Origin of the sequence: Streptomyces koelreuteriae, from assembly GCF_018604545.1 — a bacterium.
Lineage (GTDB): Bacteria > Actinomycetota > Actinomycetes > Streptomycetales > Streptomycetaceae > Streptomyces > Streptomyces koelreuteriae.
In genome coordinates, this window is record NZ_CP075896.1 from 8,165,599 (window position 1) to 8,188,358 (window position 22,760).

At 71.8% G+C, this 22,760-nt stretch carries 24 protein-coding genes and 1 pseudogene; 10 read left to right on the plus strand and 15 right to left on the minus strand.

All coding sequences use genetic code 11. From position 1 onward, the window contains the following. Positions 1 to 206: 206 nt before the first annotated feature. Entirely contained in the window at positions 207 to 1,034 is an 828-nt protein-coding gene (locus KJK29_RS36695) for a class I SAM-dependent methyltransferase (protein WP_215123590.1), read from the minus strand. Positions 1,035 to 1,059: 25 nt separating this feature from the next. Further along, the gene (locus KJK29_RS36700) at positions 1,060 to 1,458 is read right to left on the minus strand and encodes a nuclear transport factor 2 family protein (protein ID WP_215123592.1); all 399 of its coding nucleotides are present in this window, start codon (positions 1,456 to 1,458) and stop codon (positions 1,060 to 1,062) included. Between the two features lie 69 nt (positions 1,459 to 1,527). On the opposite strand from KJK29_RS36700, the gene KJK29_RS36705 reads away from it, so the two are divergent. Further along, complete coding sequence (locus tag KJK29_RS36705) at positions 1,528 to 2,091, plus strand: PadR family transcriptional regulator (RefSeq protein WP_215123594.1); 564 nt, start codon at positions 1,528 to 1,530, stop codon at positions 2,089 to 2,091. A 4-nt stretch (positions 2,092 to 2,095) separates the two neighbouring features. After that, complete coding sequence (locus KJK29_RS36710; protein ID WP_215123596.1) at positions 2,096 to 2,821, plus strand: class I SAM-dependent methyltransferase; 726 nt, start codon at positions 2,096 to 2,098, stop codon at positions 2,819 to 2,821. On the opposite strand, the gene KJK29_RS36715 is transcribed toward KJK29_RS36710, so the two are convergent. The 7 genes from KJK29_RS36715 to KJK29_RS36745 form a co-directional block, all read right to left on the minus strand. Beyond that, positions 2,818 to 3,564: a GntR family transcriptional regulator gene (locus KJK29_RS36715; protein WP_215123598.1), complete on the minus strand. Its 747-nt coding sequence runs from the start codon at positions 3,562 to 3,564 to the stop codon at positions 2,818 to 2,820. The genes KJK29_RS36710 and KJK29_RS36715 overlap by 4 nt on opposite strands. Positions 3,565 to 3,694: 130 nt before the next feature. Then, complete coding sequence (locus KJK29_RS36720) at positions 3,695 to 4,861, minus strand: serine hydrolase domain-containing protein (RefSeq protein ID WP_215123599.1); 1,167 nt, start codon at positions 4,859 to 4,861, stop codon at positions 3,695 to 3,697. A gap of 112 nt (positions 4,862 to 4,973) precedes the next feature. Next, a complete protein-coding gene (locus KJK29_RS36725) occupies positions 4,974 to 5,942 on the minus strand; it encodes an acetylxylan esterase (RefSeq protein ID WP_215123601.1) in 969 nt (322 codons plus the stop codon). 92 nt (positions 5,943 to 6,034) lie between these two features. Then, a complete protein-coding gene (locus tag KJK29_RS36730) occupies positions 6,035 to 6,619 on the minus strand; it encodes an Rv1733c family protein (protein ID WP_215123603.1) in 585 nt (194 codons plus the stop codon). Between the two features lie 178 nt (positions 6,620 to 6,797). Next, positions 6,798 to 7,553: a ferredoxin reductase gene (locus KJK29_RS36735; RefSeq protein ID WP_215123605.1), complete on the minus strand. Its 756-nt coding sequence runs from the start codon at positions 7,551 to 7,553 to the stop codon at positions 6,798 to 6,800. Next, a complete protein-coding gene (locus tag KJK29_RS36740) occupies positions 7,546 to 8,151 on the minus strand; it encodes a sulfite oxidase-like oxidoreductase (RefSeq protein ID WP_215123606.1) in 606 nt (201 codons plus the stop codon). The genes KJK29_RS36735 and KJK29_RS36740 overlap by 8 nt, the downstream gene beginning before the upstream one ends. Before the next feature lie 87 nt (positions 8,152 to 8,238). Beyond that, on the minus strand, positions 8,239 to 8,676 hold the full coding sequence (locus KJK29_RS36745; protein WP_251058034.1) for a MarR family winged helix-turn-helix transcriptional regulator: 438 nt from the start codon (positions 8,674 to 8,676) through the stop codon (positions 8,239 to 8,241). Between the two features lie 283 nt (positions 8,677 to 8,959). On the opposite strand from KJK29_RS36745, the gene KJK29_RS36750 reads away from it, so the two are divergent. After that, the gene (locus KJK29_RS36750; protein WP_215123608.1) at positions 8,960 to 9,763 is read left to right on the plus strand and encodes a putative protein N(5)-glutamine methyltransferase; all 804 of its coding nucleotides are present in this window, start codon (positions 8,960 to 8,962) and stop codon (positions 9,761 to 9,763) included. On the opposite strand, the gene KJK29_RS36755 is transcribed toward KJK29_RS36750, so the two are convergent. Continuing rightward, positions 9,753 to 11,849, minus strand: a complete 2,097-nt coding sequence (locus KJK29_RS36755) for a SpoIIE family protein phosphatase (protein ID WP_215123610.1) — start codon at positions 11,847 to 11,849, stop codon at positions 9,753 to 9,755. The two genes, KJK29_RS36750 and KJK29_RS36755, sit on opposite strands and share 11 nt — an antisense overlap. A 240-nt stretch (positions 11,850 to 12,089) precedes the next feature. Between KJK29_RS36755 and KJK29_RS36760 the strand changes: the two genes are divergently transcribed. From KJK29_RS36760 to KJK29_RS36770, 3 genes are all read left to right on the plus strand, one after another. Beyond that, positions 12,090 to 12,458 (plus strand): hypothetical protein, encoded by a 369-nt coding sequence (locus KJK29_RS36760; RefSeq protein WP_215123612.1) that lies wholly within the window; start codon positions 12,090 to 12,092, stop codon positions 12,456 to 12,458. Positions 12,459 to 12,568: 110 nt separating this feature from the next. After that, positions 12,569 to 14,584, plus strand: a complete 2,016-nt coding sequence (locus tag KJK29_RS36765; RefSeq protein WP_215123613.1) for an NADPH-dependent 2,4-dienoyl-CoA reductase — start codon at positions 12,569 to 12,571, stop codon at positions 14,582 to 14,584. A 32-nt stretch (positions 14,585 to 14,616) separates the two neighbouring features. After that, complete coding sequence (locus KJK29_RS36770) at positions 14,617 to 15,177, plus strand: PadR family transcriptional regulator (RefSeq protein ID WP_215123615.1); 561 nt, start codon at positions 14,617 to 14,619, stop codon at positions 15,175 to 15,177. Positions 15,178 to 15,249: 72 nt separating this feature from the next. Here the strand turns inward: KJK29_RS36770 and KJK29_RS36775 are convergent, their stop codons facing one another. Then, positions 15,250 to 15,795: a hypothetical protein gene (locus KJK29_RS36775; RefSeq protein ID WP_215123617.1), complete on the minus strand. Its 546-nt coding sequence runs from the start codon at positions 15,793 to 15,795 to the stop codon at positions 15,250 to 15,252. Positions 15,796 to 16,087: 292 nt separating this feature from the next. Beyond that, positions 16,088 to 17,089 carry a fibronectin type III domain-containing protein gene (locus KJK29_RS36780; protein WP_215123619.1) on the minus strand — a complete coding sequence of 334 codons (1,002 nt, stop codon included), beginning with the start codon at positions 17,087 to 17,089 and terminating at the stop codon, positions 16,088 to 16,090. A 412-nt stretch (positions 17,090 to 17,501) separates the two neighbouring features. Between KJK29_RS36780 and KJK29_RS36785 the strand changes: the two genes are divergently transcribed. After that, positions 17,502 to 18,242, plus strand: coding sequence for a glycoside hydrolase family 75 protein (locus KJK29_RS36785; protein WP_215123621.1), 741 nt, complete (start codon positions 17,502 to 17,504; stop codon positions 18,240 to 18,242). A gap of 72 nt (positions 18,243 to 18,314) precedes the next feature. Here the strand turns inward: KJK29_RS36785 and KJK29_RS36790 are convergent, their stop codons facing one another. From KJK29_RS36790 to dhaK, 3 genes are read right to left on the minus strand one after another with little or no spacing between them, the layout of a single operon-like run. After that, positions 18,315 to 18,725 (minus strand): PTS-dependent dihydroxyacetone kinase phosphotransferase subunit DhaM, encoded by a 411-nt coding sequence (locus tag KJK29_RS36790; protein ID WP_215123628.1) that lies wholly within the window; start codon positions 18,723 to 18,725, stop codon positions 18,315 to 18,317. Further along, a complete protein-coding gene (gene dhaL / locus KJK29_RS36795; RefSeq protein ID WP_215123630.1) occupies positions 18,718 to 19,317 on the minus strand; it encodes a dihydroxyacetone kinase subunit DhaL in 600 nt (199 codons plus the stop codon). Before dhaL ends, KJK29_RS36790 begins: the two co-directional genes overlap by 8 nt. Before the next feature lie 47 nt (positions 19,318 to 19,364). Further along, positions 19,365 to 20,357 carry a dihydroxyacetone kinase subunit DhaK gene (gene dhaK, locus KJK29_RS36800; RefSeq protein ID WP_215123631.1) on the minus strand — a complete coding sequence of 331 codons (993 nt, stop codon included), beginning with the start codon at positions 20,355 to 20,357 and terminating at the stop codon, positions 19,365 to 19,367. A 649-nt stretch (positions 20,358 to 21,006) separates the two neighbouring features. Between dhaK and KJK29_RS36805 the strand changes: the two genes are divergently transcribed. The 3 genes and pseudogenes from KJK29_RS36805 (at position 21,007) to istB (ending at position 22,730) form a co-directional block, all read left to right on the plus strand. Further along, entirely contained in the window at positions 21,007 to 21,144 is a 138-nt protein-coding gene (locus KJK29_RS36805) for a hypothetical protein (protein ID WP_215123633.1), read from the plus strand. Positions 21,145 to 21,277: 133 nt separating this feature from the next. Further along, positions 21,278 to 21,961: a Mu transposase domain-containing protein gene (locus tag KJK29_RS36810; protein ID WP_251058035.1), complete on the plus strand. Its 684-nt coding sequence runs from the start codon at positions 21,278 to 21,280 to the stop codon at positions 21,959 to 21,961. Next, positions 21,958 to 22,730 (plus strand): annotated as a pseudogene (gene istB / locus KJK29_RS36815) (IS21-like element helper ATPase IstB). Before KJK29_RS36810 ends, istB begins: the two are co-directional and overlap by 4 nt. The last annotated feature ends 30 nt before the right edge of the window (positions 22,731 to 22,760 follow it).

Here is a 22,760-nt window from a genome sequence, read left to right on the forward strand (position 1 = left end):
GCCTGGGGCACGCCTCCGGGCGGCGGGAACAGCACAGCACCGTGGCTACGACGAAGAACGTCCTGCTCAGCGAGGTGGTGCTGGAAATGAAGAGAGAAAGAAAGAAATGAACTGGCACCGGCGCCCAAAACCGGGGCGTGCACGAGTGCTGTTCGGACTGTACCACGGCGCGAGGTGCCGGGGGAGTGACCTGTGCCTCAGAAGCCTCAGCGGCCGGCCAACAGCCCGTACAGCAGGGGGATCCGCGGTTCGGGCAGCCGCCACCAGCCGGACTCCGTACGGACCATCTGCGGCCAGCGCGGCCAGGGAAGTTCGTCGCCTTCCCGCAGCCGCCGCACGGTGAGTCCCGCTCCGGTCAACGCGTTGACGACCTCTCCTATTCCGTGCATCCACTCGTAACTGTCCGTGGCGCCCTCGACGGCCGGGCCGTCCGTGTAGGTGCGGGTCGCGTCCCGGCGTACCGGACCGCCACCGCTCAGGTAGTCATGGCGCAGCAGCAGCTCGGGGCCTTCGCCCGGAGCCGGTTTCGGGCCGAGGGAGTTGAGGAGGGGGTGGAACTCGACGACGTACAACCGGCCGCCCGGCCGCAGGAGTCGGCCGACGACCTCCGCCCATCGGTCCAGGTCGGGCAGATAACACAGGGCGCCCTTGCCGGTGTAGACGACGTCGAACTGCCGCCCGTCCAGGGCCTCGGCGGCGTCGTACACGTTCGCCTGTACGTAGGTCACGTCCGTCCCGGCCTTCGCGGCGATGCCGGTCGCGGCCGCGATCGACGCCTCGGAGAAGTCGAGGCCGACGGCACGGGCCCCGCGCCGGGCCAAGGCGATGGTCTCGGTGCCGAGATGGCACTGCAGATGCAGCACGTCACGCCCGGTCAGCTCGCCGAGGTCCTCCCACTCGAAGGAGGCGAACCAGCGCTCGGGGTCGAGGTCCTGGTCGAGGCCGTAGAAGCGGCTGGCGAGATGGACGGGTGTGCGGGCGTCCCAGTTGGCCTGGTTGGCCCGCATCAGCGCGTCGTGCTCGGCGGACGTCATGGGGTCATCCAACCAGACGCGTCGCTCACACCGAGCGGGCTCGTGCCTCCTCGGCGATCCGCTCGAACTGCGCGCCCATGGCCGCCGCGAGCGCCTGCGCCCCCGACAACGGGCGCACCATCACGGTGAATTCGTCGATCAGCCCGTTGTCGTCGACATGGATGAAGTCGCAGCCGTTGATCTCCCGGTCGCCCACCCGCGCGGTGAACACGAGGGCGTGGTCACGGCCGTCCGCGTCGTTGATCTCGCGCACGTAGCGGAAGTCCTCGAAGACACCGGCGACGGCGCGCAGGATCGCCGCCGTGATCGCCTTCCCGGCGTACGGCTTGAACACGACCGGGCTGGTGAACACGACGTCCGGCGCCAGAAGCGCCTCGGCGGCGTCGAGGTCGTCCGCCTCGATGGCCTCACGGAATGCACGCATCGAACCTGCCTTAGTCAATTTATTGAGTAGGTGCGGATGAGATTAGTCAACCGCTGTTACCGTGTCCATATGTCGCTGAAGTACGCCGTCCTGGCCGCTCTCCTGGAGGGAGAGGCCTCGGGCTACGAGCTCTCCAAGGTGTTCGACGTGTCGCTCGCGAACTTCTGGGCCTCGACGCCGCAGCAGCTCTACCGGGAGCTGGAGCGCCTCGCGGGGGACGGACTGATCGAGGCCAGGGTCGTACGCCAGGAACGGCGGCCCGACAAGCGGATGTTCACGCTCACCGAGGCGGGCCGGGCTGATCTGGGCGCGTTCGCCGCCACACCGCCCCGGCGGCCCACCGCCATCCGGGACGAACTCCTCATCAAGATCCAGGCCATGGACGGCGTGGACCCCGAGGCCACCCGCGCGCTGGTCCAGGAGCGCGAGACCTGGTCCCGTGGCAAGCTCGCCCGCTACCGGCGCGTCCGCGAACGCCTGCTGGCAGGCCGCAGTGAGGAGGAGTACCTGCGGGAGACCGACCGCGTCGGCCCGTACCTCACCCTGATGGGAGGCATCGGCTTCGAGGAGGAGAACCTCCGCTGGTGCGAGCGCGTACTCACGGTCCTCAAGCAGCGGGCTCCCCTAGGCTGAGCCGATGTTCAGCCCCGAAGGTCCCACCCTGCGCGAGCTCGCCGTCCAGGCTCTGTCCTCCGTCGAGCGCGGCTACGACCTCCTCGCGCCGAAGTTCGACCACACGCCCTTCCGGACACCCGACGCGGTCCTCGACGCCGTCGGATCGGCACTGCGGCGCCTGGGACCCTTCGGCACCGGCCTCGACCTGTGCTGCGGCACCGGCGCGGGCGTCGGCGTGCTGGCGGGGGTGTGCCGGGAGCGGGTCACCGGCGTCGACTTCAGCGCGGGCATGCTCGACATCGCCCGGGAGCGGGTCCGCCCGGCGGGGCCGCCGGTCTCCTGGGTCCGGGCGGACGCCCGCGCCCTGCCCTTCGCGCCCGCCTTCGACCTGGTGGTCAGCTTCGGCGCCTTCGGACACTTCCTGCCCCGTGAACTGCCCGCCCTGTTCGCGCAGGTCCGCTCGGTGCTGCGACCGGGCGGCAGCTTCGCGTTCCCGCTGGTCGCCCCGCCCCGCCCGGGCTCGCTCGGCTACTGGATGCTGCTCGGCTTCGACACGGTGATGCGGGTGCGGAACGCGCTGTGGCGGCCTCCGTTCGTCATGTACTACCGCGCGTTCCGCTTCGGGGACGTACAGCGCGAGCTGGCCCGCGCAGGATTCCGGGTGGACCTCCACGCCCTGCCGGAGTTCGGCCCGCGACGCGACGGCAGCCCGCGGGTACGGCTCGTCGTGGCCCGGCTGCCGGTCTAGTCGGCCCGGCCCGGCAGGGTGAACTCGTAGACCAGCGCGTCCTTCTGGGCGTCCACGACGAGGTCGGTGATCTCCAGCGGGCGCGCGTACTGGTCGTGCACCTGCCGGGTCACCCGCACCGACGGCGTGCTCGCGAGACGGGTGATGGCGTCGCGGTGATGCAGGGTCAGACCGGCCCGGCGCATCCAGTCGTAGGCCCGCCGCAGATGGGCCGTCGCCGTGCCGTCGGCGCGGTCGCGGTAGCGGGCCAGCTCCTCGACCTCGGCCAGGGCCACGGCCGAGAAGGACGTCACGGCGGTCCGCAGTCCGCGTCCGTCGGCGGTCGCGTACCGGTAGGTGTGGACGAGGGTGGGCCGGCCCGGGGCCAGCCCCAGCACCTCGGCGTGGTCCGGCGGGGGCGGCTCCCAGGTGACGGTGGCGCGCGCCACCGTGCCCGGCGCCGCTGCCGCCGCTCCGACCGGGAAGGCGAGCGAAGCCGGGGCCTCCACGGGCAGCCCGGACAGCGTGGCATGGCTGCCGCGCCGGTCGGTGGCGACCAGACCGTCTCGGCGCAGCAGCTCCAGCGCCTGCCGTACGGTCTCCCGGCTGACCCCGAAGTGCTCGGCGAGGCGCCGTTCGCCCGGCAGCCGTTCACCGGGCGGGATGCGGCCCTCGCGCAGCTCGCCGAGCAACTGGGTCGCGATCCGCCGGTACAGGGGCTCTTCCTCGGCCGGAGGGTGGTCGTGCGGGGTGGTGCGGGCCATGCCGCGCCTCCTGGTGGTGACGTGCGGTAGTGGTACGGACTCGGTGCGCCACCAGATCTAGCATTGGTCTAAACCAGACCGGAAGGGTGGCCGGGCGGTTCGGCCGAAACCGGACCGCCCGGGCCCGCCGTCACAGCACGCTGTACAGGGCGTCGACCAGTGCCGTCTTCCGCGGGTCGTCCGCGATATGAGGCCCCATACGGTTCATCACATACCCCAGGGACACCTCCGCCTCCGGGTCGGCGAGCCCACAGGAGCCGCCGAAGCCGTCATGACCGAAAGCGCGCGGGTTGGGTCCGTAGGAGCCGTTGGCACCGCTGAGCCACAGCCCGAGCCCCGCCTCCGTCTCGTGCTCGAACCCGGCGCCGAGCACCAGGTCCCGGCAGCTTCCCTGCCCCTCGCGCGCCCGCTCGGCCGCCTCGGGGGACAGGACGCGGTGGTCTCCGTACGACCCGCGCCCCGCGAAGACGCCGTAGAGCTCGGCGACCGCGAGCGCGGTGCCGTGCCCGTTCGCCGCGGGAATCTCGGCGGTCCGCCACCCGTGGGTCCCGGCCCCGGCGGCGGACACCGGCGGGTTCGTCAGCGCCGCGACCGCCGCCGGGGCCAACTGGGCGAAGACGGCGGCCTGTTCACTGCTCGCCGCCACCGGCGGCTGGACCAGCTCGGCCACCCGGCCGAAGTCCTTCTCCGGCAGTCCGATGCGGAAGTCGATCCCGAGCGGCGCGGCCACCTCCCGCTCCAGGAAGGCCCCGGGGCGCAGCCCCGAGACCCGCCGTACGACCTCGCCGACCAGATGGCCGTAGGTCAGCGCGTGATAGCCCGACCGGGTCCCCGGTTCCCACCAGGGCTGTGTCGCCGCGAGCCGCTGCGTCGTCAGCTCCCAGTCGCAGAGCTGCTCCAGCGAGTGCGGTTCGCGCAGCCCGGCCAGACCGGCCCGGTGGGACAGCAGATGCCGTACGAGGACCTTCTCCTTGCCCGCCGCCGCGAACTCGGGCCAGTACTCGGCGACCGGCGCGTCGAGGTCCAGCAGTCCCCGGTCGGCGAGGATGTGCGCGCACAGCGCCACCGGGCCCTTGGTCGTGGACCACACGTTGACCAGCGTGTCCCGCTCCCACGGCCGGGAGCGCTCCGCGTCGGCCCAGCCGCCCCACAGCTCCACCACCGTCGCCCCGCCGACGGTGACGGCCACCGCGGCGCCCAGCTCGCCCCGCTCCCGGAAGTTCTCCTCGAACGCCCTGCGTACCGCCGTGAACCGCGCGTCGCAGTGCCCGCGCACCTGTGTCTCGTTCTCGGACATGAGCCCCTCCGCCGACCGTCTCGGGGCCGGGCCGCCATGGAGAGGCCCGGCCGCGAAGAACGTACCGACTGGTCGGGACCGTGCGAAAGCCCGCCCGCGGTGAACGGCCGGATCAGATGTACGAGCGCATCCAGCGCAGCTTGGCCGCCTCCTGGAAGGGGCCGCCGCCCTCGTGGTCGTTGAAGTCGTACACCTCGATCTCCTTGTCCTCGTGGCTCCAGGCGTTGAATGCCGCGAAGACCGTCGAGGGCGGGCAGGTCTGGTCCTCCAGGGCCGCCGAGAAGAGCGCGGGGGCGTTGCCGCGGGCGGCGAAGTGGACGGCGTCGAAGTAGGAGAGCGTGCGCAGGGCGTCCGCGGCGCGACCGCGGTGCGTCTTGAGATACAGGCCGATCTCCCGGTACGGGTGACGGTCCGTGAGTGTCGCCGCGCGCGGGTAGTCGCACAGGAAGGGCACGTCCGGCGCGATGGCCGCCAGGTCGGGGACCAGGCCGCCGACCGCGATCGTGATGCCGCCGCCCTGGCTCGCGCCGACGGCCACCGTGCGCGTGGCGTCGGTGAGGGGGTGCGAACGGGCCGCTTCCACGGCCCGCACGGCGTCCGTGAACACCCGGCGGTAGTAGTAGTTCTCCGGCGCGTCGATACCGCGCGTCATGAAGCCCGGGAAGGCCGGCGCGCCGCCCACCGGGTCCGCCGTACCGCCGCCCGCGCCCCAGGCGCTGCCCTGACCCCGGGTGTCCATCACGAAGTGCGCCCGACCCGAGGACGCCCACAGCAGATGCTCGTGCGGCAGTCCGCGCCCTCCGCCGTAGCCGATGAACTCCACGACCAGCGGCAGCGGCCCGTCCGCCCCGGCCGGCAGCGTCAGCCAGCCCTTGACCGGATGACCACCGAAGCCGGCGAACGTCACGTCAAACACCTGCACGGTGGACAGGCCCGTGTCGACCGGTTCGAAGCGGGCGTCCAGATCGTGCTGACGGGCCTCCTGGAGCGTCTTGGACCAGAACGCGTCGAAGTCCTCGGGCTCGGGGGACGCGCTGCGGTACTCGCGGAGTTCATCGAGAGGAAGGTCGAACAGGGCCATGCAGGACCGCCTTGGGTGAGGAACAGCTGAGGAGACAGAGCGGATGATCACACTATGGGGGCGGTCGGAGGACTCGCCAGGCCTTTTGTGCGTCATGCGCCGCGGTGCGTCCACTCCGGTTCCGTCCGGGCCCACGCGCGGTCCCACTCGGCGAGCCTGCGGCGTAGCGCCACCCGGCGCACGGCGACATGGCCGAGAAGCACCACGAGCACCGCACCGCCCGCGGCACACGTGCCGATGGTGAGGGTGTGCTGCCAGACCTCGGTGCCGTCCACCGGCGGGGGCACGTTCCGCCCCCGGGAGTCGAACCAGACGTCCACGACCTCACCCTGCCGGGTGCCCGCCGCGACCCGTGCCGTCGCGGTGCGGGTCCCCTCGCCCGGCTCCGTCCAGCGCACGGTCGCGCGGAACGCGTGCTGCCCGCCGGCCTCTGCCGACGGCAGCGAGTCGTCCTTCCCGCCGACGACCTCGGCCCGGACACGGTGCCGCTCGGCGCGCTGCTCCGCCGAGACCGACACCGCCTCGTCATGGGCCCACCAGGCCGCCGCCACGCCCGCCAGCGGCGCGCCCACAAGCAGCAGGACGGCGACCACCAGCACCGTCCACGCCTCGACGACATCGGACCGGCGCCGCAGCGGACTGCTCCGCAGGCGCCAGCCGCGCACCCGGGTTCGCATGTCGACCTCCTCGCCGTCACCGCGGCCGCAGGACCGGCCGTGCGGTGGCGGTGCCGCTCCCTCCGCGTCATGCCACGCGAGCGAGTGCCCGCAGGAGTCGGGTACCCCCTCCGACGCGCATCGATCGCTCGTCGTGGCTCCGGTACGGGGCGCCGGGCCGTCGGTCCGATCCCGGAGATCAGCCGAAACGCTCGATCCGAACGCGATCCACGGGCTGACCGGCCGTCACCAGCAGCCGGGAGGCATGCTCGGCGAAGGAGTTGGAGCCGCACACATAGGCCTCCCACCCACCCGGTGGCCGCTCGGCCAGGAGCGGCGCCACATGTGCCGCGGCCATACGTCCCACCGGCACACCCTCCGGCGCGGCGCGGGTGAAGACGGGCGTCGTCTCCGCGCCGAACTCCCGGGCGTAGATCAGCTCCTCGGGGCTGCGCGCGGACACCACCAGCCGCAGCGGCACGGTCAGGTTGCGCGCCCGGTGGTGCCGGACCATCGACATCAGCGGTACGACACCGGAACCGGCGCCGATGAGCAGCGCGGGCCGGTCGCCGGGCCAGGCGAAGAAGCCGCTCACCGGGCCCCGCACCTCGACCCGGTCGCCGACCCGGGCGACGGTGTGGAACCAGCCCGAGACCTCGCCGCCCTCGACATGGTCCAAGGTCAGCTCGATGTGCCCGGAGTCGTCCGGGGCGGACGCGATCGAGTAGTGGCGCTGGGCCGCGTAGCCGTCCTCGGCGGTCAGCCGCACCATCAGGTGCTGGCCGGGCAGGTGCCCCGGCCAGCCGGGCACGGCGAGGCGGAAGGTGGCGGCGCGCGGGGTCTCGCGGCGGATCTCGGTCAGCGTGGCGGTCTGCCACACGGCGGCGGCCTGCTCGCCCACGGCGATGCGCCCGGGCACGGCGAACCGCGTGGGCGGCACAAAGGTGTCAGTCACCGGAGTACCTCTGCTCCTCCCAGGGGTTGCCCCGCCCGTGATAGCCGTTCTGCTCCCAGAAACCCGGCTCCTCATGGTCGAGGAGCCGCAGGCCCGCGATCCACTTGGCGCTCTTCCAGAAGTACAGATGCGGCACCAGCAGTCGCGCCGGACCGCCGTGCTCGGGGGCGAGCGGCCTGCCGTCGTACTCCCAGGCGATCCAGGCCCGCCCGCCGGTCAGGTCGGCGAGCGGGAGGTTCGTGGTGTAGCCGGTGTGCGAGTAGGCGACGGCATGGGTCGCCGACCCATGGGGCCTGACCACATCGAGGAAGGCGTCCAGGGACACACCCGAGAACCGCACCCCGAACTTCGACCAGCTCGTCACGCAGTGGACGGCGCCCTCGTACGCCGACGGCGGCAGCCGGTGCGCCTCCTCCCAGTCCCAGGTGCGGGGCGCGTCCACCAGGCCGTCGACGCGGAACGTCCAGTCGGCGGGTGCCAGGTCGGGGGTGACCTCGGCGGACAGGACGGGCCAGTCGTCGCCCGCGTCGTACTGGCCGGGCGGCAGACCGGGGTCGTCGACGCGCGGTCGCCCGGTGAAGCCTCTGGTGATGTGCATGGGTGGCTGCCTCCGGACCGGGCCGACGGTGCCCCGCCGGGCCGGGGTGATCAGTGATTGCGCATTCAACCGTACGCGCGGTGCGCCCTAGCCCTTCCGGCCGGGCCCGGAGTCCGCGTTGTAGCGCACGAGGCACTCGGCGAACCGCGTCAGATCCTCGGCCGGCCAGTCCGCCAGCCGCTCCCGGAAGGCTCTCCGGCGGCTCTCGGTGACCTGGGCCAGGATGCGCCGGCCGGCGACCGTCAGATGCAGCTCCAGGACGCGCTGGTCCTCCGCGTCGGGGCGGCGCGCGATGAGACCGGCCCGTTCCAGGGCGGCCACCTGGCGGCTGACGGTGGACTTGTCCAGGGCGTAGTGGGCGGCCAGGTCGGTGGCACGGCAGCCGCCGCTCTCCTCCAGATGCCCGAGCAGCGTGTACGACACCAGCGACAGCTCGGGGTGCATCCGACCCGCGGCGGCACGGGCACGGCGGGCGAAGGCCGTCATCTCCCGCTGGATGGTCTCCACGGCGTCCGCTGCGTCCACCAGGCCTCCTTCGCGGTCCTGCCGCACTGCGCTGCTGCTCACCATCCATGGTTGCATGGGCCAACCATTGCCCGTGGGGGCCGGTCCCGGTCCCGTACCGGGCGGCCGGTCCGTCGGGTAGTGTTGCCGTCCGGCTGTGGACCATCCCGGCCGTCGGAAGACGAGGAGGTGAGACCCATTACCGCTGTGTCAGCTCGGGTGCTCACTCCTCGATGTCGCGCGGATCGCCGCCTGTAGGCGGCCGCCGGAGCGCCCTTCGGCTCTCGAAAGGCTCTTGGCTTCCATGCCGTCTGTGTCTTCTGTCCCGCCCTCCGCGCCGTTGTCCCGTGACTCGATGGCCGACGCCCTGCGCACCGCCGGGTGCGTCTTCGCCGAGGACGAGGCCGAGTTGATCCTCTCCGCCGCGCGCACCCCGGCCGAAGCCGCCGTCATGGTCGAGCGCCGGGTGGAGGGGCTGCCCCTCGAACTCGTCGTCGGCTGGGCAGGGTTTTGGGGCCTGCGTGTCACCGTCGCCCCCGGTGTCTTCGTTCCGCGCCGCCGCACTGAGTTCCTGGTGGAACAGGCCCTTGCCCAGGCGCCCGGCGCCGCCGTCGTCGTGGACCTGTGCTGCGGCTCGGGTGCCGTCGGTGCGGCGCTCGCCGCCGGGCTGGGCCGCGTCGAGCTGCATGCCGCCGACATCGATCCCGTCGCCGTGCGCTGCGCCCGCGGCAATGTCGCCGCCGCCGGTGGTCACGTCCACCAGGGCGACCTGTTCGAGGCGCTGCCAGCTGAGCTGCTCGGCCGCGTCGGCATCCTCGCGGCCAACGTGCCGTACGTGCCCAGCGACGAGATAGGCCTGCTGCCCCTGGAGGCCCGTGACCACGAGCCCCTGGTCGCCCTCGACGGCGGCGCGGACGGCCTCGACGTCCTGCGCAGGGTCGCCGCCGAGGCCTCCCGCTGGCTCGCCCCCGGCGGCTGCGTCCTGGTGGAGACCAGCCGCCACCAGGCACCGGCCGCGGTCACCGCCTTCGAACGCAGCGGTCTGACGGCCCGCCTGGCCGTCTCCGAGGAGCTGTACGCGCACGTGGTGATCGGGGTCAGGCGGTAGGTGCCGATCGGTCCGGGTCCGTGGCCCGTGCGATGAGCAGGGCCACGTCGTCGAAGTTGTCCGGCTCGTGGAGGGTGCGCAGGAGCAGGTCGCAGACCTCCTCCAGGGGGCGGTCGGGGCTGTCGAGGAGGGACAGGAGGGTGTCGAGGCGGTCGTCGAGCGGGTCGCGGCGGGTCTCGACCAGGCCGTCCGTGTAGAAGACCAGGCGGTCGCCCGGCTCGAGGTCGACCGTGGTCGTCGAGAAGGGCACGCCGCCCACGCCGAGCGGCACCCCGGTCGGCAGGTCGAGCAGTTCGGGAGGCCGGCCGGCCCGGACGCGTACCGGGGGCAGATGTCCGGCGTTGGCGATCCGGCACTGCCGCAGATGCGGGTCGTGGACGGCGTAGACGCAGGTGGCGATGGCCTGCTCCAGCCCTTCGGTGATCTTGTCGAGGTGTTCCAGGAGCCGGGCCGGGTCGAGGTCGAGGGAGGCCAGCGTGTTGGTCGCCGTACGCAGCCGGCCCATGGTCGCAGCCGCGGGGATGCCGCTGCCCATCACGTCGCCCACGACGAGCGCGGTCTTGCCGCCGTCCAGCGGGATGACGTCGAACCAGTCGCCGCCGACCTCGCTCGTGGCCCCGGCCGGCTGGTAGCGGGAGGCGACCTCGAGACCGCCCGTCACCGGCGGATGGCTGGGCAGCAGGCTGCGCTGGAGGGTGAGCGCGGTGTCGCGGGCGCTCTGGTACCAGCGGGCGTTGTCGATCTGCACCGCCGCCCGGGCGGCCAGCTCGCGCGCCAGCAGCAGGTCGTCCTCGGAGAACGGCAGCGGATTGCGGGTGCGCTTGAGATCCAGCGCGCCCAGCACCTCACCGCGCGCGATCAGCGGCACCGCCAGATAGGAGTGCACCCCGGCCCGGCCCAGCAGCTCCGCGGCCTGCGGGGAACGGGCGATCCGCGGCAGATCCGTGTCCTTGACCTGCGGCAGCATCACGGGACGGGCCGTACGCACGCATTCGGTGACCAGCCGGTCGGGCCCGTACCGGGCCACCTGCCCCGGCGGGTCGGCCGCCTCCAGGGCCTCGGCCGACTCGTACCCCTGGACCGCCAGCGCGCGGATCACGGCCGACTCGGCGGGGCCGAGGCTGGTGCGCCGGCCCCGCACCACCGCGTCCAGCAGGTCGACGGCCGCGATGTCGGCGAGTTCCGGCACGGCCACCTCGGCGAGCTCGTGGGCCGTGCGGTCCAGGTCCAGCGAGGTGCCGATCCGTCCGGAGGCGTCCGCGATCAGGGCCAGACGCCGCCGCGCGGCCTCGGCCTCGATGCCCGCCCGGTACTGCTCGGTGACGTCGACGATCGAGACGGCCACGCCCAGCACGGTCCCGAAGGCGTTCTCCAGCCGGTACAGCGAGATCGACCAGGCGTGGTCCTGGTCCGGGTCGGCCGGGGTGCGGCCGATCGTGGACTGGTCGACGACCGGCGTGCCGGTCTCCAGGACCCGGCGCGCCGCGGCCTCCAGGGCCTCGACGTCCATCTGCGGCACCACCTCGTGGACCGTGCGGCCCAGGTGCTCCTCGGTCGGTACGCCGTTGATCTCCTCCAGCGCCGCGTTGACCGAGACGTACCGCAGCCCGGTGTCCAGCACGGCCAGCCCGATCGGGGACTGCGCGATCATCCGGGTGGACAGCGCCACCTCCCGCTCCAGCCGGTGCACGGTCGTCTGGTCGGCGCACAGACCGAGCGCGTAGACATCGCCCTCGTCGTCCAGCAGCCGCATGTTGCGGAACTCCACGAGCCGGGTGCCGCCGTCCTTGCGGCGGATGGGGAAGGCCCCGGCCCAGCTCTGCCCGGTGCTCATGACGTCCGCGAACAGTTTGACCACGAGGTCGACGTGCTCCTCGTGGACCATGATCCGGGCGGCGTACTCGCCGAGCGCCTCGCGCGCGTCGTACCCGAACAGCTCCTCGGCCTGCGGGCTCCACAGCACGATGCGGCCCTCGGAGTCGAGGACCACCGAGGCCACGCGCAGGACGTCGAGCAGCCCGCTCGGTCGCGCCGACCCGCGCGGGGGCTCGTCGCCCTCGGCCACGGGAGACCCGGCTGCACTCATCCCATGCCCCGCCTTCGCCGATCCTCGCGGCACGCCATGGTGCCGACACCCCATGTTCTACCGCGCGGAGCCGTTTCTCGAGGCCCCTTCCGTCACCTTCCACCATCTCCCAACACGGCGCGCACCGCCCCGCAAACCGGTCACCACAACCGGAGCTCCCGCCGGTAGTGCTCGCCGGAAGGTGGTGCTTTGCTGGGGTAGGGGTGGATTCGGCAGCGGGGCCTACAGAGGAGGGTCACGATGGACCTTGAGCGACCGCACCCCCACTCCGTGTCGGTGGAGATCAGCGGATGCAGCAAGCACGACGCACGGATCGTGTTCGACACGCTGTGCGCCTGCTTCGAGTCGGACCGGTGCGCCGACGACGTGCCCGAGGAACTGCACGAGACCCGTCCGACCGTGTGGCTCGGCACCTTCGACGTCGCCGACACACACGAGGGCGCCCGGCCGGCCCGGCTGTCGTCCTCCGTCGACGCCGATCTGCACGGCGGTTACTGGGCGATCGAACAGTTCCGCATGAGGCTGGACTCCCTGTTCGCCGTGCAGGACCTGACCACGGTCCCCGGCGACCAGGAGAAGGAACTGCACGTACGCCTCGAGAGCCGGTGATCCCCAGGTCGTAGCCCTGCTGTGCCCTCCATCACCTTATGCAACTAGTTGCATAAAGCGTCGGTAGCCTCTACAACTACGGGGACGACACCGCGCACGGAGGGCCCCCGATGAGCCATTACCCGCACCTGCTGACCCCCCTCGACCTGGGCTTCACGACCCTTCCCAACCGGGTCCTCATGGGCTCCATGCACGTCGGCCTGGAGGAGGCCGACGGCGGTTTCGAGCGCATGGCCGCCTTCTACGCCGCCCGCGCCCGCGGGGGAGTGGGCCTGATCGTCACCGGCGGCATCGCACCCAACGACGAGGGACGTCCCTACGAGGGCGGTGCGAAGCTCACCACCGAGGAGGAGGCCGAGCGGCACCGGGTCATCACCGACGCCGTGCACCACGCGGGCGGCCGGATCGCGATGCAGATCCTGCACTTCGGCCGCTACGCCTACCACCAGGACCTCGTCGCGCCCAGCCCGATCCAGGCGCCGATCAGCCCCTTCCCGCCCCGCGAACTGAGCGACGCCGACATCGAGCGGACCATCGACGACTACGTCCGCGCCGCCCGCCTGGCCCGGCACGCCGGCTACGACGGCGTGGAGATCATGGGCTCCGAGGGCTACCTCATCAACGAGTTCATCGCCCGGCACACCAACCAGCGCACCGACCGCTGGGGCGGCTCGTACGAGAACCGCACCCGCTTCCCGCTCGAGATCGTGCGCCGGGTGCGCGAGGCGGTCGGCGAGGACTTCATCGTCGTCTACCGGCTCTCCATGCTCGACCTCGTCCCGGGCGGCTCGACGCTCGACGAGGTGATCACCCTGGCCAAGGCCGTCGAGGCCGCCGGGGCGACGATCATCAACACCGGCATCGGCTGGCACGAGGCCCGCATCCCCACCATCGCCACCTCCGTGCCGCGCGGCGCCTACACCTGGGTGACCAAGCGGCTCATGGGCGAGGTGTCCGTCCCGCTCGTCACCACCAACCGCATCAACACCCCCGAACTCGCCGAGGAACTGCTCGCCGAGGGCGCGGCCGACATGGTGTCGATGGCCCGCCCGATGCTCGCCGACCCGGACTTCGTCATCAAGGCGGAGGCCGGCCGGCCCGAGGCGATCAACACCTGCATCGGCTGCAACCAGGCCTGCCTCGACCACACCTTCAGCGGCCTGATCACCTCCTGCCTGGTCAACCCGCGCGCCTGCCACGAGACGGAACTCGTGCTCTCCCCGACCCGGCTGCGCAAACGCGTCGCCGTCGTCGGCGCCGGACCGGCCGGCCTCGCCTGCGCGGTCTCGGCGGCCGAGCGCGGCCACGACGTCACCCTCTTCGACGCCGCGAGCGAGATCGGCGGGCAGCTCAACGTCGCCCGCAAGGTCCCCGGCAAGCAGGAGTTCGACGAGACGCTCCGCTACTTCCGCACCCAGCTCGACTGGCACGGCGTCGATGTACGGCTGAACACCCCCGTGACGGTCGCCGACGTCGACGGCTTCGACGAGGTCGTCGTCGCCACCGGCGTCAGCCCGCGCACCCCCGACATCCCCGGCGTCGACCACCCGAGCGTCCTCGGCTACCTCGACGTCCTGCGCGACGGCGCCCCCGTCGGCGACCGGGTCGCGATCCTCGGCGCGGGCGGCATCGGCTTCGACGTCGCCGAGTACCTCACGGACTCCGGCGACAAGGCCCACGAGAACCCGGCGACGTACTTCCGCCAGTGGGGCGTCGACCTCGACTACCGCGCCCCCGGCGGCCTCGCCGCGCCCGAGCGGCCCGCCCCGCCGCGCACCGTCCACCTGCTCCAGCGCAAGACCTCCAAGGTCGGCGCCGGACTCGGCAAGACCACCGGCTGGATCCACCGCGCCGAACTCAAGCACCGCGGCGTCACCATGGTCCCGGGTGTTCAGTACGACCGGATCGACGACGCCGGACTGCATGTCACGGTCGACGGCGCCAGCACGGTGCTGGAGGTCGACACGATCGTGCTGTGCACCGGCCAGGAGCCGCGCCGGGGTCTGTACGAGGAACTGGTCGCCGCCGGGCGCAGCACGCACCTGATCGGCGGCGCCGACGTGGCCGCGGAGCTGGACGCCAAGCGCGCCATCAAGCAGGGCACCGAGCTGGCGGCGGCGCTGTAGGGGGCCTGCCGTCCGTCCCTAGGATGGCTGGTATGTCACTCCCGCACGCGATCCTCACTGCCCTGCTCGAGAAGCCGTCGTCGGGCCTGGAGCTGACCCGCCGGTTCGACCGGTCGATCGGGTACTTCTGGTCCGCGACGCACCAGCAGATCTATCGCGAGCTGGGAAAACTGGAGGCCGACGGCCTGATCCGGGCCCTGCCGTCCGAGCAGCCGGCGCGCGGGCAGAAGAAGAGCTACGAGGTCCTGACCGCGGGCCGCGCCGAACTGGCCCGCTGGACCGCCGCCTCCCAGGACCCCAAGCCGCACCGCGACACGCTGTTGCTGCGGCTGAGGGCGGCGGCCGTGGTCGGCACGGCGGGCTTGGAGGCGGATCTGCGACGCCATCTGCGGCTGCACGAGCGGCAGTTGGCGGAGTACCGGGAGATCGAGGAGCGCGACTTCCCGCCCGGCCGGGACGGCACCGAGGACCGGTTGCGGCATCTGGTGCTGCGGGCCGGTATCGACCTGGAGACCTTCTGGACCCAGTGGCTCAGCCGTGCCGTGGCGGAATTCGCCGAACTCCCGGACGGCGAGCCGACCAGCCCGGCCTGACCGGGACCGGGATGTGACGGTGGCCCGCCCGGCCGGAGCGCTTCGGGAGGGCGGGCCGCCGTCCGTACCGGGTCAGAACCGGTACGGCTTGTTGCGCCGGCGCAGGTACCAGGCAGTCCCGAGCAGCCCGGCCCCGACCAGCGTGCCGCCCGCGACCAGCGTGACGGTCCCGTAGTCCGTGGCGCTTCCGCCGCTACCGCCCATCACGCCGCGAGAGGGCGACGCCGACGCCGACGGGGACGCGGACCTCGAGGGGGAGGGGGTCGGGGAGACGACGACGGACTGGGTCCCGGCGGTCGTGCCGTCCGAGCAGATCACGATGACGGTGTACGTCCCCGCGCTGACACTCGACCAGGCGGCGGACTGACTTGTGGACGTCCCCGACAGGGTCACCTGGCGCCCTTGGGCGAAGCTGCCCTGGCTGCTGGTTAGCAGCGAGGCGGTGCCCCAACTGCCGTTGATCTGGGTGCACGCGCTGGTCGTGACCGACACCGTGTTGCCCGTGGTGCTCACGGAGATGCCCGGGCCCGCCGCTGCGGGGACCGCGGCCAGGGCGAGGGGCAGAGCGGCGGCTGCCACGGTCAGGCCGGAGCGGAGAACTGACGATGATTTGCGCATGTGGACTGCCCTCCGGCGGCACGGTTGGCGGTACATCCCTAGCGCCGCCGAGGGTCGGGAATCGCCCGTGCTGCCTCAGGGGCCAGCCAAAGCTCCCGGGGCCCGGGCCGCACGCCGGGTGCCGCCGTGCAGGTGACGGCGGTCAGTGGCCGGCCGGCGCGGTTGCGGCGTCGCCGTAGGGGTGGCGGCGACGCGGTGGTGTCTGTGTCATCGCCGCATCGCCGCATCGCCGAGGGCCGGCGTGCTCCCGCGTTGCCGCCACGCGCCTGTCGCTATCGCCACGCGCCCGTCGCTACTGCCGCCGCGTGCCCGTGGTCACCTTCCGCTCGGCCGAGAAGCCGCCCCAGGTGCCGTCCGGCAGCATCGCCCGGAGGCGGACGCGGTGGGTGATACCGGCGTCCTGCCCGACGTAGAAACTGTGCGTCGCCCGCTCGCGCGGGGCGCTCCCGCCGTACACGAGGGATGTGGCCGGGCGGCCGTCGAGCTGGATCTGGTACTCGGTGATCTCGCCGTCCACACGCGGCGGCACCCAGCTCAGATCGACGTGGTACGCCCCGTCCTCGCGGTGGGTCGTCGCCCGGAAGCCGGTGGGGGCCGTGGCGCGGCCGTCGTCCGTGCCCGGGGTGGTGAGGCGGACGGCGGTGCTGGCGGGGGAGACGTTGCCCGCGGCGTCCCTGGCCCGGACGGTGAACGCGTAGGACGTGCCTGGCCGCAGCCCCGTGACGACGGCGGCCGTCTGGTCCCCGCTCACGCTGTGGATCTTCGCGGCCCCCTGGTGGATGTCGTAGGACACCACGTCCCGGTCGTCCGTCGATGCGGACCAGGACAGCTGGACCGCCCGGCTTCCGGCCGCGCGTCCGCCGGGCGCCGAGGGGCGGGTCGGCGCCGAGCGGTCGTCCGCCACGGCCGCGGGGGTCCGCGCCCGGACCTGACGGCTGGGCGGGCCGAGCCGACCGTCGGCGTCCCTCGCCCGTACGGTGAAGACGTACAGCGTGGACGGCCGGAGCCTGGTGACGTCCACCATGTGCGTCGGACCCGGCACTTCCCTGACCTTCGTGGTGCCGCGATACACCTCGTAGACATCGGCCCGCGCGGTCACGTTCCACATGACGTGCACGCTCGTCGCGCTGCCCGCCTGTGCGGTGACGCCCGTCGGCGCCCCGGGCTCACCACCGACGTCCTTGTCCTCCGCTCCGGTCCAGCCGCAGGCGGCGAGCAGGGCGAGGGCCCCGCAGAGCGCGACGCGCCACAGGAGCGGGGCGGGAGCGGGGAACGGGACGAGAACGCGTCGCACGACACTGCCTCCCGGGACGGGACTCGGGAATGGTCCGGACCAATATGACGCGGCTGACGCGGCCACATCAAGGGGGCGGGTGGTGGAGGGTGACACGGATCGCCATGGCGGTCGCACGTCACCCCCGCGGTTAGTGGCCACCCGGAAGGGTTACGTATGCTGAGGTTCCTCATGGCCGAACTCCTGGCGAACACCAGGGAGTTCGAGCCTGTCGCGCGGACCGCTGTCGTCGCAGATCCCGCGTCGGCGCAGGTGGCCGGGGTGCCCGGGTCCCACACGGACTCAGGCCCCCGGCCCCTGTCGGTGGTTGGGGGAGTGAGCCGTCCGGCCCTTCGAGGGTGACCGGATGAACACCCCGGGGGAACAGATGGGGCTGATTGTCCGTCAGGTCCCCTCAGGAGAGGCTCCCATCGTGCGTGTCCAGTCGCTCACACTGGCCGCGGCCAGTGCCGCCCTGCTCGTCCCGACGACACCGCCCGCCACGCCGGCACAGCCGCGTACCCAGCCGGTGGTGGGGCGCCCGGTGGTGGGGCGTCCCGTGGTGGGGCGTCCGGCCGTAGGGCGCGAGGCCTCCGTCAGCGCCGCCGACCTGCTGGCCAGGGCACGGGACTGCGCCCCCGTCTCCCGCGGCCGGTACCGCAAGGACAGCGGCGGCTCCGCGAAGATCCCGGTCTGCGGTACCCGCGACGCCGTCTTCTGGAAGGCGGACATGGACATCGACTGCGACGGCCGCCCCGGCCCCCGCTGCAACCACCGCACCGACCCCTATTTCGCCGCCAGTACGGCCTACTCCCAGTCCGACGGCCGCCCCTTGAGCGCCGAACGTCTCCCCTTCGTCGTGGTGCCCGCCCCGAGCCGCATCTGGGACTACCGGGACCACGGTGTGGGCGGTGGTTCGATCGTGGCCGTCGTCTACCGCGACCAGGTGCAGTACGCGGTCGTCGGTGACACGGGCCCGCGGGGTGTCATCGGGGAGGCGTCCTACGCCACGGCCGAGGCCCTCGGTATCCGCCCCCACCCGCTCCGGGGCGGCACCGCCTCGGGTGTCACCTACATCGTCTTCAAGGACACCCGGGTGTCACCCATCGAGGACCACGAGGCGGCCGTGACGGCGGGGGAGCGGGCGGCGAGGCGATTCGTCGACGGGAGCTGAGCGAGTGACGGCGCATCAGCTGCCGTTCAGGCCGGCCGGGCACACCGTCGACCGGCGTGCCCGGGTCCGGTCTCACACCTTCCGGTACGTGTACGCCTCCGCGGCGGCCGACTCCACCGCCGCCAGATCCGCCCCGGTGCCCGCCGTGACGACGGCGGCCACGGCCCCCTCCACGAACGGCGCGTCCACCAGCCGCGTCTGCTCCGGGAGTTCGTCGCCCTCCGCGAGCAGCGCCTTCACGGTGAGCACCGCGCTGCCCAGATCGGTGAGGACGGCGACGCCCGCACCGCGATCGACGGACGCGGCCGCCGCGGCGATCAGTTCGGCGCTGGTGCCGATCCCACCGCCCTCGGTACCGCCCGCCGGGGCGACGGGTACCGCCGGGCCGCCGCCTGCGAGCCCCTTCGCCAGCGCGGCGACCGACGCGGCCACCTCCGCGCTGTGCGACACCAGCACGATTCCCACAAGCCGCTCGTCACTCATCGGCGGCCTCCGCGAGCGCGGCGACGAGCAGCGCCGCCGAGGTGGCGCCCGGGTCCTGGTGTCCGATGCTGCGCTCACCCAGATAGCTGGCCCGGCCCTTGCGCGCCTGCAAGGGCGTCGTCGCCACGGCGCCCTCCTCCGCGGCGGTCCGCGACGCCGCGAACGAGTCACCGAGCGCGTCCACCGCCGGTACCAACGCGTCGATCATGGTCTTGTCGCCGGGAGCGGCACCGCCGAGCGTCATGACCGCGTCCACCCCGGTCCGCAGCGCCTCGGCCAGCTGCTCCGCACTGACCTCGGAGGCATCCCCGAGCGCCTTGCCGGCACGGCGCAGCAGCGTGCCGTAGAGCGGCCCCGAGGCACCGCCGACCGTCGAGATGAGCTGGCGTCCGGCCAGCGTGAGAACCCCGCCGGGCGTGTCGGGGGCCTCCTTCTCCAGGGCGGCCGCCACGGCCGTGAACCCGCGCTGGAGGTTGCTGCCGTGGTCGGCGTCCCCGATGGGGGAGTCGAGGGCGGTGAGCCGTTCCGCCTCACGGTCGACGGACGCGGCGGTCGCCGTCATCCAACGGCGGAAGAAAGCGGCATCGAGCACTGGATCTCCTTGCCTGGTAGATACGGGGTGATCCTCTACCCCCTGTGTCACATGCCCCAGCGCAGACCCGCCGTCTTCACCGGCGCGTCCCACAGCCGCAGCAGCTCCTCGTCGACCTGGCACAGGGTGAGCGAGGCGCCCGCCATGTCGAGGGAGGTGACGTAGTTGCCCACGAGGACCCGGGCCACGGGTACACCGCGCTGGGCGAGCACCCGGTGCACCTCGGCGTTGAAGCCGTACAGCTCGAGCAGGGGCGTCGCCCCCATGCCGTTGACGAGGACCAGCACAGGATTGCGCGGCTGGAGGTCCTCCACCACGGCCTCGACGGCGGCCTCGGCGATCTCGCCGGAGGTCATCATCGCGCGCCGCTCCCGGCCGGGCTCGCCGTGGATGCCGATGCCCAACTCCAGCTCACCGGTCGGCAGATCGAAGGTGGGGCTGCCCTTGGCCGGTGTGCTGCAGGCGCTCAGCGCGATACCGAAACTGCGCGAGTTCTCGTTGACCTGCCGGGCGATGGCCTCCACCCGCTCCAGCGGCATGCCCTCGTCGGCGGCGGCACCGGCGATCTTCTCCACGAACAGGGTCGCACCGGTGCCACGCCGGCCGGCCGTGTAGAGACTGTCGGTCACCGCCACGTCATCGTTGACCAGCACCTTCGCGACCTGGATGCCCTCGTCCTCGGCCAGCTCGGCGGCCATGTCGAAGTTGAGCACGTCGCCGGTGTAGTTCTTCACGATGAACAGCACCCCGGCCCCGCTGTCCACGGCGGCGGCCGCGCGCAGCATCTGGTCGGGAACGGGGGAGGTGAACACCTCGCCCGGACAGGCCGCCGACAGCATGCCGGGACCCACGAAACCCCCGTGCAACGGCTCGTGCCCCGAGCCTCCGCCCGAGACCAGCCCCACTTTTCCGGCCACGGGAGCGTCCCGCCGCACGATCACCCGGTTCTCCACGTCCACGGTCAGCTCCGGGTGGGCAGCCGCCAGACCACGCAGCGCGTCCGCGACCACGGTCTCCGGGACGTTGATCAGCATCTTCACGGGTACCTCCTAGGGAAACTAGTAGATGAGCCCTCGAACTCCAGCTTCGCAGGCCAGCTTGTGTTTGACCAGTTTTCGATCTTGGTGGTCTCTGGCCCTCCGTGGCGCGTCGTGGCAGTACTCATGCTGACCTCATGCCGACTTCGGTGACGGGGTGTCAGGTATGGATGGGTGACCGGGGCGAGCCGGCTGGCGATCCTGTCGTCGGCAGTATCGACCTTGCAGGAGCGAAGGTCACACTTCTGGTGCTCGGGGGGGGGAGTGAAGAGGGTGGTGCGTTGCCCCACCTTTCAGCATCTGAGGTGCTCTTCGGATCGGAAAGTCGGATCTGACGATCCGGGAAAACGCGCGGCTGCTCTGATCGTTGCCAGCAGTGGATCACAGAGAGAAGGTTCAGGGCGCAACCGCCTTGTATGGCTGAACTCGGAGCGAAAGCCGTGTGATGGACCGCAGATTAGGTCTCTGCATGTGTCTTCTACTGCTCGATCAGGATGACAAGAAGCCCGATCACCCTGGCCGTTGCTCAGAATTCGAACCACGAAGAGGCGATCACGGAACAGCTCGGCACCCAAAGGAAGGCGTCGCGGCTTACTGCGCCGCAGCCACTGGGTAATGGCGGTCTATTCCTGCGCTCGTATGCAACGGCACCATGCAAGTAGCCGACGCGCTCCGCGAGGCGACGCAGCCCGACGTCCCCCGGTACGGCAACGGCCAGGCCCCCACCACGACGACCACCTCGCGCGACAGCAACTCAAGCACCACTGTCACCGTCAACGGGGACCGCTAGGGCGTCTCCGGGACCTCCACCACGGCGACCAGTACTTCCGCTTCTAGCCGTTCCCCCCGCAGCCCCCGCCCGCCGGCACCACCGGCAGGCGGGGGCAACGCCGTTTCCACCCCGACGACGCAGGAGAAAACCGATGTCCGTAACCGTGAAGAAGGGCAGGGTCGAGCGCCAGGTCCTGATCGTCCGCGACCACGTCCTGGCCGGCCGCGCCTTCTCCTCCGTCGAGGAACTGAACGCCGCGTTCACGGCCTGGGTTCCGCTGCGGCGGGCCAAGGTCCACGGCACCCACGGTGAGGTCATCGGACTGCGGGCGGTCCGTGATCACATGGCCCTCCGCCCACTGCCCGCCACTCCATACGTGGTCACCCAGAGGCACCTTCGCTACGTCGGCAAGGACTGTCTCGTCGCCTTCGAAGCGAACCTCTACTCGGTGCCGGCTCTACGCATCCGGCCGCGGCAGCTGGTCGAGATCAGAGCCACGAAGTCCCAGGTCATCCTGCATGCCACCACACCTGACCGCCGGGGAGAGACCCTGCTTGCCACACATCCGCGGGCGGCTGGCCGCGGGGCTCGGGTCGTGGACGAACGGCACTGGGACGGTCTGCCCACCGGAGCCGGCCGCCGCGTCACGGCCGGCGGAGATCTGCCCGCACCGCGCCAGCAGAACGGCGGATCCGAGGCGGGATCGCTGCTGGCCCTGCTGAACCGGGCCGCGGCCACCCAGGTCGAGGTCGGACGAAGGCCATTGTCGGTCTATGACGAGCTGACCGGCACCCGCCCCTTCACCACCCACCCGAGCACGAAGGAATCGTCTTGAGCGAGCTGGTCTCCACCCGCATCCGCAACACGGCCGCCAAGCTGGGTCTGCCCCACCTGGCCGAGGCCCTGGCCCAGTACGCACAGCGGGCCGACGAGGCCAAGATGGGCTACCTCGACTTCATCGACCTGGTCCTCTCCGAAGAACTCGCTGTTCGTGACGACCGTCGCTTCCGCCAGGGCCTGCGGCTGTCGAAGCTGCCGCACCACAAGACGCTCGATGACTACGATTTCTCGTTCCAGCCCGAGCTCGACCCCGCAAGGTCAAAGACCTCGCCACCCTCTCGTTCGTCGAGGCCAAGGCCAACGCTGCCCTGCTGGGGCCGCCGGGGGTGGGCAAGACGCACATCGCCGTCGCTCTGGCAGTCGCGGCCTGCCGGGCCGGCTACTCGATCTACTTCACCAGCCTCGATGACATGGTCCGCAACCTCACCGCCGCCGAAGCGGCCGGGCGCCTGACCAGCAAACTCGGCAGCTACCTGCGGCCCGCTGTTCTCGTTCTGGACGAGGTTGGCTACCAGCCGCTCGCTCGCGCTGAGGCGAACCTGGTCTTCCAGGTGATCTCAAAGCGATACGAAAAAGGCTCTATCATCCTGACTTCGAACAAGACATTCAGCGAATGGGGACAGGTGTTCGGCGACGAAGTCCTCGCCACCGCCATCCTCGACCGGCTCCTCCACCACTGCGGAGTCATCTCCATCAACGGCCCAAGCTACCGCCTCAAGAACCGACTCGCAGCCATCGAACGCGAACGGGATGACGCGGCCTGAGCGAGTAGCCGGTCGACTCCGTCTGCCTGC

Coding starts and splice junctions, on each gene's coding strand:
- KJK29_RS36765 (WP_215123613.1), top strand. CDS start 12,569: ATGAGCCATTACCCGCACCTGCTGACCCCCCTCGACCTGGGCTTCACG.
- KJK29_RS36790 (WP_215123628.1), bottom strand. CDS start 18,725: ATGAGTGACGAGCGGCTTGTGGGAATCGTGCTGGTGTCGCACAGCGCG.
- KJK29_RS36715 (WP_215123598.1), bottom strand. CDS start 3,564: ATGGCCCGCACCACCCCGCACGACCACCCTCCGGCCGAGGAAGAGCCC.
- KJK29_RS36695 (WP_215123590.1), bottom strand. CDS start 1,034: ATGACGTCCGCCGAGCACGACGCGCTGATGCGGGCCAACCAGGCCAAC.
- KJK29_RS36710 (WP_215123596.1), top strand. CDS start 2,096: ATGTTCAGCCCCGAAGGTCCCACCCTGCGCGAGCTCGCCGTCCAGGCT.
- KJK29_RS36730 (WP_215123603.1), bottom strand. CDS start 6,619: ATGCGAACCCGGGTGCGCGGCTGGCGCCTGCGGAGCAGTCCGCTGCGG.
- KJK29_RS36725 (WP_215123601.1), bottom strand. CDS start 5,942: ATGGCCCTGTTCGACCTTCCTCTCGATGAACTCCGCGAGTACCGCAGC.
- KJK29_RS36720 (WP_215123599.1), bottom strand. CDS start 4,861: ATGTCCGAGAACGAGACACAGGTGCGCGGGCACTGCGACGCGCGGTTC.
- KJK29_RS36760 (WP_215123612.1), top strand. CDS start 12,090: ATGGACCTTGAGCGACCGCACCCCCACTCCGTGTCGGTGGAGATCAGC.
- KJK29_RS36805 (WP_215123633.1), top strand. CDS start 21,007: ATGCAAGTAGCCGACGCGCTCCGCGAGGCGACGCAGCCCGACGTCCCC.
- KJK29_RS36810 (WP_251058035.1), top strand. CDS start 21,278: ATGTCCGTAACCGTGAAGAAGGGCAGGGTCGAGCGCCAGGTCCTGATC.
- KJK29_RS36700 (WP_215123592.1), bottom strand. CDS start 1,458: ATGCGTGCATTCCGTGAGGCCATCGAGGCGGACGACCTCGACGCCGCC.
- KJK29_RS36740 (WP_215123606.1), bottom strand. CDS start 8,151: ATGCACATCACCAGAGGCTTCACCGGGCGACCGCGCGTCGACGACCCC.
- KJK29_RS36755 (WP_215123610.1), bottom strand. CDS start 11,849: ATGAGTGCAGCCGGGTCTCCCGTGGCCGAGGGCGACGAGCCCCCGCGC.
- KJK29_RS36775 (WP_215123617.1), bottom strand. CDS start 15,795: ATGCGCAAATCATCGTCAGTTCTCCGCTCCGGCCTGACCGTGGCAGCC.
- KJK29_RS36750 (WP_215123608.1), top strand. CDS start 8,960: ATGCCGTCTGTGTCTTCTGTCCCGCCCTCCGCGCCGTTGTCCCGTGAC.
- KJK29_RS36770 (WP_215123615.1), top strand. CDS start 14,617: ATGTCACTCCCGCACGCGATCCTCACTGCCCTGCTCGAGAAGCCGTCG.
- KJK29_RS36705 (WP_215123594.1), top strand. CDS start 1,528: ATGTCGCTGAAGTACGCCGTCCTGGCCGCTCTCCTGGAGGGAGAGGCC.